Source organism: Gracilibacillus orientalis (assembly GCF_900114645.1).
Taxonomy (GTDB): domain Bacteria; phylum Bacillota; class Bacilli; order Bacillales; family Amphibacillaceae; genus Gracilibacillus; species Gracilibacillus orientalis.
Genome location: NZ_FOTR01000011.1, coordinates 82175 through 93979, shown reverse-complemented (window position 1 = coordinate 93979; position 11805 = coordinate 82175). Strand labels below are relative to the sequence as shown.

Genomic DNA, 11805 nt, shown 5'->3' with positions numbered 1-11805 from the left:
TTATGCAAGATCAGAATACAAGTTGGCTTCCATATCTATCAAGTGAAATTGTTACCGATGCACGAGGATCGGAATTAGATGCATATGTCATTGCGCTTGAAGGTTGGAGAAGAGGCTTAGAATTAAGATGGCATGTAAAAGATTCAGAAAAATTTAAAGATATGAAAACCTGGGCAACAGAAAAGCCAGGTAAATTATTTTCTCTAAGCTTAGGGGATAAAACCCATTACTTCTTTAAAAGTAGAGGGGATAAGGTTAGTAATGAAGCGGTCACGGCTGGTTCAGATAAAGAAACAACAAAAGAAAACCTATTAACAAATAATATCGTTACACCTTTAAGTAAGACATTTTCTAAGGATAGTACGATCGAAGAAATAAACGAATATGTAGAAAGTATAGGCTATCCCGTTGTGGTAAAACCGGTAAACGGAAGCTTTGGTAATCAAGTTTATACGAATATTAAGGCAGTACCAGAACTTCAGACTGCTGTTAATAAGGTGAAACAAGACTTGGAAGATGATCTTCTGGTCGAACAATTTATCGAAGGTGAAGATTATCGATTATATGTCGTTGATGATACAGTGGTCGGTGCTATTAAAAGAATCCCAGCGAATATACTCGGTAACGGTGAGAATACGATTAAGCAATTAATTGATCAAAAAAATGAAATGCGGAAAGAAAATCCACGATTAATCAGTTGTCCGATAAAAATTAATCAAGAGCTTATCGATTACGTATTAAATCAAGGCTATCATTTTGATGAAGTACTACCAGCAGACGAACAACTTTATCTTACTAATAAGTCTAATATATCACTTGGCGGCGACCCAATTGACGTTTTAGATGAACTGGATGAAAAGGTGAAACAAGCTGCGGTGGATGCACTAAAGGCCATACCAGGATTATCACATGGAGCGGTAGATATTATTGAGCAGAAAGATGCCGAAGAGAACACTCCGTTCGTATTAGAAATTAATCCTACTGCTCAAATAGGGTCTCTTATATTCCCGATGAAAGGACAGGCCCGGGATGTCCCGGCTACTATTATTGATTACTATTTTCCTGAAACAAAAAATACAGACAAGCAGACAAGTCTCTATTTTGATTTAGGAGATATGCTAGAACCGCTAATTTCAAAGGTAGCCACTGTTGCAAAAGTGTCAAAATCGCCAAAAGGGAAAGTTTACGGTAGAAAATTTATTGTCTCAGGTGATGTTCATGGTATTGATTATCACAGAGGGTTAAGAAAGCAAGCATTTGAAAGAAGAATAAGTGGATTTATTAGCAAATTATATGACGGACGAATAGAAATAGTTGTTATTAGTAACAGTGAAGAAATGTTGCAAGAGTTCAAAGACTCAATAAAAGAGGATCCTGAAAGATCGACAGTAGAAGATATTCAGGAAGAACTATGGGATGAGCCTGTGAAGATAGGATTTGAAATTAAAGCAGATTATAAGACACAGTTAGAATACTTGAAAGAATTAAATGATGAAATGAACATGACGAAGAAAGAATTGAAGCGACTAGAAACCAGATATATTAGTTATCATAAAAGTAAGTCATGGAAAGTTACCTATCCTTTTCGAAAGGTATCAGATGTAGTGAAAATGTTTTATCGCGTATCCAATCGAAATAATGACTAGTACATTTTCGATTAGCATGTGGAGGAAAAACTATGAAAAATAATGAAGCAATATCATTGCCGCATCTTACCAATGAAATTGTTCGTGGAGCACGGAAAACGAAATTATGCGCTTATGCAGTAGCGCTTGAAGGTTGGCGAAGAGGATTAACCTTAAAATGGTATACCATAGACTCAGGTAAATTTGACGATATGATTACTTTCGGGGTTAATCCACCAGGAAGGTTATTTTCCCTAAGTTCGGGTGAAAAAACCCATCATTTCTTTAGAACTCGAGGGGATAAAGTATCAGATGAAGCGGTCGAAATAGGATCTGATAAGAATGAAACAAAACACTGGTTAGCTAATGCTGGTGTACCTGTACCTGCAGGAGAAGAGTTCTTGGAAGATACTGGTGAAGAAGCAATTATAGCCTATGGCGAAAAAATTGGTTACCCACTCGTTTTAAAGCCAACGAATGGTAGTCTGGGCAATGGAGTAATTACCAACATAAAAAATTCTTCTGAATTAAAGAAGGCGATCCATTACGTTAGAGGTACGTTGGGCTATGGCGATATAATCGTGGAACAGTATATGCCGGGTGAAGAGTATCGTGTCTATGTGGTAGAGGATAAAGTAGTAGCAGCTTATAATCGCTTGCCCGCTAATATCATAGGCGATGATGAACATACCATTGAAGAATTGATTCATTTGAAGAATGAACAAAGAAGAAAAAATGCACGATTATTCAGTTGTTTAATTGATATTGATCAGGAAACATTGGAATTTATTGAGGGTAGTGGTTATCAGCTGGACAGCATTCCGAAAAAAGATGAAAAAATTCTGCTAATGGAAAAAACAAACGTCTCTGCTGGTGGAGATCCAGTTGATGTCACGGATGAAATTCCAGAAGAATTTAAAGAAATTGCGATTAATGCGGTACATGCGATTCCAGGTTTATATCATGGTGGTGTTGATATCATTGTTGATTTAAACAAGCCGATTGATCAAGCTGCGGTTGTAATTGAATTAAACCCTACTGCACAGATAGGTGGAATACTTTTTCCAATGAAAGGTCGCGCAAGAGATATTCCTTCTGCTATCGTGGATTATTACTTTCCAGAAACGAAGGATATTAAAACGGATCGTGAGAAAATATACTTTGATTTCAACACGGTATTAGCACCACTGCAGAATCGATCAGCTGAAGAAGTAGAAGTTGCTCCAGCTCTAGTTGGAGAAATATATCAAAAGCGTTATGTTGCAGTAGGCAAAGTGAATCGCATCCGATATCACAGATATATTAAACATGCAGCTATTGATCTGAATTTAAGTGGTTATATCACAACGCTAACAGAAAATGAAATAGAAATTATTGTTTCTGGCACAGACAAGTCAGTTATAAATAAGTTTAAGCAAGTTATTTCAAATGTAGACAATATAGCTGAAGTAAAGAAAGTTACGGAAGAAAACTTTTATCAACCAGTACGAATTGGATTCGAGATTAGTGAAGAGATGGAATCAATTAGTACGAAAAATATTAATACAGTTATTAAAAAATATGAAAGAGAAATACACAAGATGAGAAAAGATAAACGACGTCTAGAAAAAGAAAATATTAAAATTAAGATAAGTCGTTCCTGGCGTTATACTGAATTTTTACGCAAGCTAGAAAAAAAGACAAAATCAAGTGATTAGATCATTTCTAATCACTTGATCTTTTTTTTATTATTAGTAAGGTAATAATGTATAGCGGATTTAAAGAATAAATACATGGCTCCGATACCAAATTGATAGATTTCCTGATCAGTAAGGTACGCCACAATTCCGTCTTTATTCTTTACAGGGCGATAAAGCTCAAGTATAAAAGGGAAAGAATTAGGTGTAAAAGGATTAGGTTTGTTAAATAAATAACGTCTGGATAAGCCATTGTGCTCACGGTTATTGTGTTGATTCCATTGCTCAACTTCTCGATTTGCATAAACAGATAGAGATTTGGCAATAAAATCCCGGTATAGATCTGATTCATGATCTACATTACCAACGATCATATCCTGATAATTTTGTCCACCATCTTTACGTGGAGCCATAAGGTGACAGTCAAGGTAAAAAAATGGCTTGTATTTATCAATCACCTTTTTTATATGTTGTGATTCTTCTTGGGTAAAATCATAAAAATCACGATTTAGATTTACTTTATTAGCATTTTTTCTGCCTTTGTATCTAGACAAGGGTGTTGTATGATTATACCCCCACGGATTAGCTACTGGTATAAACAGAATATGAAATTGACTCAATATATATTGTCTAAACTTATGGTCTGGAAAAGTATCATTCTCTAATTGCTCCATAAACTTCAAACTAAATTGGGTTGATTGCCACTCTGTACCATGTAAACATGATAATATCATTATTTTTGGTTTTGCTTTATTTCCTAATTCAACTAAATACATGCCGTATTTGCCACTAGCATCTTTTCCGATTTCAGTATAACATTTAAATTTTTGAATTCTATTTTCTACTTCATTATATGGTTGGTATTCGACTTGCTCTGTTAGTGTGAATGGGATGAAACTATCTAGGGTTTTATACTTTCTTTCCGTTAGTTTCAATTGGAAATATTGAAGGGGGTTCATGCTTGAAAACTCCTTTATGAAGAATGTACGATAATTAATAAAATAAACAAAATTGCAAGTCATATAAGAATATCATAAATGCCTAGAAATCCATAGTTGTGGATATTTTTAAAAGATAGTACTATGGTAATAGTGACTAAATTCACGAATAAGCTTGAGTTATTATAGATGAGGATGTGTTTATATGAGTCAAACAAGAAGTTTTAGATTAGGTGCAACAGGAGATATATTATTACACTTACGTTTAATAGAGAAGGCAAAACAAGAGAACGATCAGTTTAATTTCACACCACAAATGGAGAATGTGAGAGATTTATTCAATGAAACAGATCTTAACATTGTAAATCAGGAATCCATAATTGGTGGTGAAAAAATTGGCTATTCAGACTTTCCTAAATTCAATAGTCCAGCTGAAATAAGTGATACATTGAAAGAGTTCGGTGTAGATATGGTAACTATAGCAAATAATCATACACTTGATAAAGGTGAAGAAGGTATCTATGAATCTATAAAAAATTGGGAAAAGAGTAACCTTCCGTACGTAGGGGCATATAAATCAGAGGAAGATTTTAATACACTAAGAGTTATTCATAAAAATGGCTTAAGAATAGGATTTGTATCTATTACTAAACGTATGGCCGGCGTTAAAGTTCCTCAAGGTAAACCATGGATTATTGATTCTTTCGACAATGCAAATGTTGTTAAAATTTGTAAAAGACTTAGAAAGATAAAAACAAGAAAATTAGTGGATGTATTAATTGTTTCTTGTCATTTCGGCAAAGAATATCACTTTATTCCAACAGCTGATCAGCAAGAAATTTCAAAGTCAATAGCAGATGCCGGAGCAGACGTAATACTTGGACATCATCCTCATGTATTACAACCGATGGAATATTTATTTGATTCCAGAGGTTGGGATACGTTTGTTGCTTATTCGTTGGGGAACTTTTTTTCTGGTCAAAAAGGAGTTTTTCGACAAATAGGAGGTTTTTTGAATATCGGTATCGAGAAGCCGGATGATAACAGTCCCATTAAATTTACAGACCCAACTTTCACCTTAACATTTACAGATATGTATGATGGTTTTAAAATGCATAAGCTAAGTGAGTATATGGCTGAAAACAAAACAATTAAAACACATATGGGCGAATTTAGTAGTGAGGAAGCATTTGAAAAAATGAAATCTGTCGTTACAAAATGGATGCCTGAACTGAAAGTAAAATAAATAATAGAAACTTTAGGGGGGATTAAGATGGAACAACCACAATATTTAGCACACCTTGAATCTTCTATTCCAGAAGATGCTTGGGGTTATACGGTGAGTAGTTATACCGTGGTTTTGGAAGCATGGCGCAGAGGCTTAAAAATAAAATTTATAAATGAAAACAGAAGAAAATCAGAATTAACCTATACTATTTCTAATGGTGAAAAAGAACATGTTTTTTCAGTGGCTAGAGGAGATTTAGTACCGAGAGAAGCTATATTAACATGTAAAGATAAGAATAAAACGAAAGATGTACTACTAAAACATAACGTTCCAACACCTGTAGGAAAAGAATTTAACTCCGAAGCAACAGAGGGGGACTATGTAAAGTATGGCGATGAATTAGGTTATCCCCTTGTAGTCAAACCAGTTGACGGAACAGGTGGTAAAGGTGTTATTACAGGTATTCAGAATAAGGAAGCATTACTATCTTCCATTGACTATTTAAAAACAGATTTAAATGTTAATAATATAATAATAGAACGGTATGTAGAAGGTAAAGATTACCGGTTATATGTATTAGACGGTAAAGTGATTGGAGCATTTACAAGAGATCGTGCCAATGTGATAGGTGATGGAAAATCATCTATAGAGCAACTTGTTGCGAAGAAAAATAAATTAAGAGGACAGAACCCCGCTTTGAAAGGAAGATCTAAAATTCTCTTGAATAAGGAAGCAAAAGTCCTTTTAGAAGAGAAACAATATGATTTTAAGAGTGTGCCCGGGAAGGGAGAAAAGGTTTATCTTAACACGAAAAATAATGTTTCGTCAGGTGGGGATCCAACAGATGCGACAGACTTTTTTAAGGATAGTATAAAGCAAATTGCTGTGGATGCTGCTAAAGCTATTCCTGGTTTAATCCAAGGTGGCGTAGACATGATAATTGATGACAACCAGGAACATGGCTATGTAATCGAAGTGAACTCAAGGCCTCATATTCGTGCACACATGTTTCCTATGCAGGGTAAAGCTCGTGATATTCCAAAGGAAGTAATTGACTTTTACTTTCCTGAGACGAAAGGACAGCAAGTGGAAAATAAATTGTTTTTTGATTTTGATATAATTTACAAATCCTTTGTTGAGGGAGTTTGTGGTGAATTTACTTTACCAACATATCCAGAAAGTGAAATTATTTTAAAACGTTATGAACTAACCGGTGTATCCGAAAAGGAGCAAATGAGTAAATTTTGTTCCTTGCGCGCACGCAGGTATCAATTAAATGGTTATATGAAAGGAATTGGTGCTAGTAAAAGTTCGCTCGTATTAGTAGGTACCAGTGAGGATATTCAAACCCTTCTAAAAGATGTAAAAGCAAAATATAAAAACATACAATTGTCCGAGAAAGTAAGAAAGTCACCAGTGAGAATCGGATTTAGCACAATAAATATGAACCGTAATACTTCTAAAAAAAGTAGTACAACTTCCAATAAAGGTAAAGGTAGTAAAGCTTCTAAAAAAGTCGTTTCAGATGACATTAAGGTAACTAAAAATCCAAATGATCCGAATATAGATGGCTATTTTCCTTTAAAGTTGACTGAAGGCAGTAAGAAGTCTGTTTCAAAGAAAAAAACAACGAACAAAAAGACATCAACTTCACTTAATAAAAATACGACGAAAGCAACACAAAAAGAAGCTAGATTCAAAAATAGAACGTCAAGAACAGCCACTAAACCATTACGTGTTGTTTCTCGTATGTTGAAAAGGAAATAATAACAGGTGAATTTTTAGAAAAAATAGACAGAAAGTCCTATTTGAATAACATGAAAAAAATGTCATAATAAGTAATGTACTAGATTTGTAGTACTTTATTCACAGAAGGAAGATTACTAATGAACAATAGTTCAAATAGTAATCTAATAAATAAAACAAAAGGGAGTGATTCGTTCGAATGCAAATACAACTTAATAGAGTATTAGTTACGCTAGCAATAATAGTAGTTTTGTTAGTAGCGAATGTTTCTATTAGCATGGATGCAGTACTAGCTAATACCTCGGAGGAAGTTACTGAAGATGTAGTAGAGAATGAAGAAGAACAAGAAACAACTTCTGAAACGAATCAAGAGGAAACTAATGATTCTGAAAACGATGAGGTAAAAGAAGAAACGAGTGAAGATACTGAGTCGTCAGACAAATCCTCAGAAGAAGATGTTGATGAAGAATCATCTGAAGTAGAGGAAGAGGAAGATAAGGAATCTGAAGAAGCAACTCATTCTGAAGAAAAAGAGAATGCTGAAGTGACTGAGGAAACCGAGGAAGATACCTCTACTAGCAAAGAAAATACAGAAAACGAGACTTCTGAAGAAAACACAGAAGATGACACGTCTTCTGAGGATGAGACAGAAGAACCTTCTACTTTCTCTGCTGAAGCAACCACCATGCAAGATACTTCATGGGTTACTCCTTTTAAAGAGGACTTAACACGTTTAGGCTTTGGCGGCATGAACATCAATGATACATACGGCAACTTTACTGCTAAGCGTGTTGGAGAATTTCAAGCCTACTATGGTCTGAATGTGAACAAGGAAGCAGATGAAGCAACCTTGGCAAAACTTGACGATATTTTGTCGAGTCCATTCCAGAAAGGCGAAACTCATGAAGACACGATCGAATTGAAAAAGCTGCTAACATGGCTTGGTTATGGAAACATGAACATCAATGAGATCTATGGTTCGTTTACTGAGACACGTGTACAACAATTTCAACGTGATCATGGCTTGAAAGATCACGGAATTGCAGATGAACCAACATGGAACAAGCTGCGTGAAATAGTAGATACTGTATTTCAAGTAGGAAATGAACATCCAGGTGTGGTGGAATTGAAGCGAAACCTTACTACCTTAGGCTTCGGTAACATGAACATCAACGAGGTGTATGGTAATTTTACTGAGACAAGAGTACGCCAATTCCAAGCTAATTATGGATTATCGGCTACCGGCCAGGTAGATCAGAAAACCTTGAAAAAGATCGATGAGTTACTGAAAGTGTCATTTTATCAAGGAAAAACTGATTCCGATGTGGTTTCTCTAAAAGAGGGCTTAACCAAAGTAGGCTTTGGTAATATGAACATCAATGAAATTTATGGAAACTTTACTGAGACACGTGTTAGCCAGTTTCAAGACTACTACGGTTTACGTGCTACAGGTGTAGCTGATCCGCAAACGGTGGAGAAACTCAATCAGGTTGTCAATAGCCCGTTCCAGGAAGGCGAAACCCATGAAAATACGATCGAATTGAAAAATCTGTTAACATGGCTTGGTTATGGAAACATGAATATCAATGAGATCTATGGATCGTTTACCGAAACACGTGTACGCCAATTTCAACGCGATCACGGGTTGAAGGATAACGGTATTGCTGATGAACAGACATGGAACCTGCTGAGTGAAATGATAGATACCGTATTCCAAGTAGGAAATGAACATCCAGGTGTGGTGGAATTAAAGCGAAAACTTACTACCCTAGGCTTCGGTAACATGAACATCAACGAGGTATATGGTAACTTTACCGAGACGCGTGTGCGTCAGTTCCAAGACTATTATGGTTTACGTGTTACAGGTGTAGCTGATTATCAAACCGTTGAATTACTATATGAAATAGCGGATAGCCCATTTCAGGAAGGCGAAACTCATGATGATACGATCGAATTGAAAAGGCTATTAACATGGCTTGGTTATGGAAACAACTGGTAGCCGGAAAAGATAGACGAATTATTGAGAGTATCATTTTACCAAGGGAAAACTGATTCAAATGTGATTTCCTTGAAAGAGGGCTTAACGAAATTAGGCTTCGGTAATATGAACATCAATGAAATCTACGGCAACTTTACTGCAATACGTGTTAGCCAGTTCCAGGATTACTATGATTTACGTGCTACTGGTGTAGCTGATCCGCAAACAGTGGAGCTTCTAAATGAGATTGTTGATACTCCGTTTCAAGAAGGAGAATCTCATAGTTCTGTTAGTACTCTAAAAGAAAAGCTTAAACGCATTGGCTTTGGTGGAATGAACATTAATGAAGCGTATGGTTCCTATACAGCAAAGCGTGTGAGTGAGTTCCAATCACTTTATGGGTTAAAAGCAAACGGTATCGTAGATCCGGTAACAGAATCTCATATTGATCAGATTTACAATAGCCCTTATCAGAATGGTAAAGAGCATGAAGATATGATTAAGTTTAAAGAGATGCTCAATAAAATTGGTTATGGCTATATTAACGTAAATGAAACGTTTGGTTCTTTTAGTGAGCAGAAGGTTAAGGAATTCCAAGGAGATATGGAATTACCTGTCTCAGGAATTCTCGATAAATTAACCATTGAAAAACTCACTGAAGTATTCGAACGTAAAATAATCTATTATGAGACACCGTACGATACGACTGTTAACGAACAGCTAAATCTTCAGCTTGGTTTGAGTACACCACCACAAACAGACTTGTATAGTAGTAGCCATGGATATATCTTAACAGATAATTTGAATTTTGAGCAAAACGGTTCTATTACAGGATCAGGTGTAAATGTCCGTAGCGCACCAGATACTACAAAGAATAATGTGGAGTATACTTTAGCTAGAGGTACAACATTTGAATATATTAAAAATGTAACAGGTACTTCAGTTGGTGGAAATACGGAATGGTATGAAATTAAATATAAAGGTAAAACTTTATATGTGCATAATTCACTAGCTTCTAAGAAAAGTTTATCCGCAACTGTGAAGGCAGTGTCAAATATTTATGAAAGCAAACGAACAGATAGTCATACGTATTATCGTTTGTCTAGTGGATCTTCAGTAACTGTAGTAAGCAAAGGGTCTACTTGGACAGAAATTAATGGTAGGACATGGCGAAATGCCAAGCGAAATGATGTCTTGCAATATCTCGATCCACAAAAGCAGGATGATTTCCAACATCTTCTATTATCTAGTAGTCCAAATGTGTCCAGTTCTCAGATTAATAGAGTACTAGATGGAAAAGGAGTTCTAGATGGGGAAGGTTCCGCATTTATTGAAGCTTCGAAAAAACATGAAGTGAATGAAATTTACTTGATTTCTCATGCATTACTTGAAACTGGTCATGGTACGTCTGATTTAGCCAAGGGTATTGAGGTTGGTGAAAATAGCAGTGGAAACCCAGTGCTAGTTAACTCAAGTAATCGAAGCGATTTAACAAATGTTGAAGAGGTTTATAATATGTTTGGTATTGGTGCGTATGATGGATCAGCCAAAAGAGATGGTGCTATCAGAGCATATAAAGAAGGTTGGGATTCAGTTGATAAGGCTATCATTGGTGGAGCTAAATTTATCGGTGAAAGCTATATTCATAATCAAAACCAGCAAAATACGTTATATAAAATGCGATGGAATCCTTCAGCACCAGGATATCCACAGTATGCAACAGATATGGGCTGGGCGGCCAAGCAGGTTTCAAATATTAAATCTATGTATGATAAGTTAGACAATCCTATTTTAGTTTTTGATATTCCGAAATATCGATAAGTTGCTGAAAAGAGGAGAACGTATATAGTTCTCCTCTTTTCTAATGTAATTCTTTATTTTAATAAGTTTAAATCGTGTGCTGAATGTTCATCACGATTTAGCTAAAGAAAGGTGATAATCAAAACATGGGTGCAACATTAAGCCGAGTATTTTTTATATTTACGTTTGCTATGCTGATATCTTTGTATAATTCCAGTTTTATTAGTGCTGAAGAAGCGCAAAAAACGAATGAATTAAAAGAGGTTGTTGCAGAGGAGCAACAAGAGTCTGAATCTGCGGAAAAGGGTTCTTCTGAAGATAAAAGTCAAGGTACAGAGAGTGTTGAAGAGCAACAAGAGGAAAGTGTCGAGAAAGAAGTTTCCGAAGGGGATAAAGAGAATGCTTCACAAGGAGAAACTTCAGAAAAAGAAAAGCAAGAGCCTGTTGAAGAAGAGACCGAAGAAATTAAGAAAGATAAAACTTCTGAAGATAAGATAGAAGAAGCAACCATTACTGTTCAAGAGGATATATCATGGGTTATTCCTTTGAAAGAGAATTTAACTCGTTTAGGTTTTGGTGGAATGAATATTAATGATACGTATGGAAGTTTCACTGCTCAGCGTGTCGGGGAATTTCAAACCTATTATGGTCTGAAGGTGAACAAGGAAGCAGATGAAGCAACCTTGGCAAAGATTGACGATATTTCTTCGAGTCCATTCCAGGAAGGCGAAACTCATGATGATACGATCGAATTGAAAAGGCTATTAACATGGCTTGGTTATGGAAACATGAACATCAATGAGATCTATGGATC

At 35.6% G+C, this 11805-nt stretch carries 8 protein-coding genes; 7 read left to right on the top strand and 1 reads right to left on the bottom strand.

From position 1 onward, the window contains the following. Positions 1-2 precede the first annotated feature (2 nt). A complete protein-coding gene (locus BM121_RS17480) occupies positions 3-1646 on the top strand; it encodes an acylphosphatase (protein ID WP_091485119.1) in 1644 nt (547 codons plus the stop codon). Positions 1647-1678: 32 nt separating this feature from the next. Further along, a complete protein-coding gene (locus BM121_RS17475) occupies positions 1679-3322 on the top strand; it encodes an ATP-grasp domain-containing protein (RefSeq protein ID WP_091485117.1) in 1644 nt (547 codons plus the stop codon). Between the two features lie 11 nt (positions 3323-3333). On the opposite strand, the gene BM121_RS17470 is transcribed toward BM121_RS17475, so the two are convergent. Further along, positions 3334-4260 carry a M14 family zinc carboxypeptidase gene (locus BM121_RS17470; RefSeq protein WP_175495490.1) on the bottom strand — a complete coding sequence of 309 codons (927 nt, stop codon included), beginning with the start codon at positions 4258-4260 and terminating at the stop codon, positions 3334-3336. 184 nt (positions 4261-4444) lie between these two features. Here BM121_RS17470 and BM121_RS17465 point away from each other — a divergent pair, with 184 nt between their 5' ends. The 5 genes from BM121_RS17465 to BM121_RS17445 all read left to right on the top strand — a co-directional run. Continuing rightward, positions 4445-5485 (top strand): CapA family protein, encoded by a 1041-nt coding sequence (locus BM121_RS17465; protein WP_091485114.1) that lies wholly within the window; start codon positions 4445-4447, stop codon positions 5483-5485. Positions 5486-5512: 27 nt separating this feature from the next. After that, positions 5513-7234 carry an ATP-grasp domain-containing protein gene (locus BM121_RS17460; protein ID WP_091485112.1) on the top strand — a complete coding sequence of 574 codons (1722 nt, stop codon included), beginning with the start codon at positions 5513-5515 and terminating at the stop codon, positions 7232-7234. Positions 7235-7412: 178 nt separating this feature from the next. After that, positions 7413-9212: a peptidoglycan-binding protein gene (locus tag BM121_RS17455; RefSeq protein WP_091485111.1), complete on the top strand. Its 1800-nt coding sequence runs from the start codon at positions 7413-7415 to the stop codon at positions 9210-9212. A 21-nt stretch (positions 9213-9233) separates the two neighbouring features. Then, positions 9234-11012 carry a peptidoglycan-binding protein gene (locus BM121_RS17450; RefSeq protein WP_091485109.1) on the top strand — a complete coding sequence of 593 codons (1779 nt, stop codon included), beginning with the start codon at positions 9234-9236 and terminating at the stop codon, positions 11010-11012. A 125-nt stretch (positions 11013-11137) separates the two neighbouring features. Beyond that, on the top strand, positions 11138-11805 hold a 668-nt coding region (locus tag BM121_RS17445), incomplete at its 3' end, for a peptidoglycan-binding domain-containing protein (RefSeq protein WP_139220284.1).

What these genes read in the sequence shown, in the direction of transcription:
- BM121_RS17480 (WP_091485119.1), top strand. Translation starts at nt 3, where the DNA reads ATGCAAGATCAGAATACAAGTTGGCTTCCATATCTATCAAGTGAAATT.
- BM121_RS17475 (WP_091485117.1), top strand. Translation starts at nt 1,679, where the DNA reads ATGAAAAATAATGAAGCAATATCATTGCCGCATCTTACCAATGAAATT.
- BM121_RS17470 (WP_175495490.1), bottom strand. Translation starts at nt 4,260, where the DNA reads ATGAACCCCCTTCAATATTTCCAATTGAAACTAACGGAAAGAAAGTAT.
- BM121_RS17465 (WP_091485114.1), top strand. Translation starts at nt 4,445, where the DNA reads ATGAGTCAAACAAGAAGTTTTAGATTAGGTGCAACAGGAGATATATTA.
- BM121_RS17460 (WP_091485112.1), top strand. Translation starts at nt 5,513, where the DNA reads ATGGAACAACCACAATATTTAGCACACCTTGAATCTTCTATTCCAGAA.
- BM121_RS17455 (WP_091485111.1), top strand. Translation starts at nt 7,413, where the DNA reads ATGCAAATACAACTTAATAGAGTATTAGTTACGCTAGCAATAATAGTA.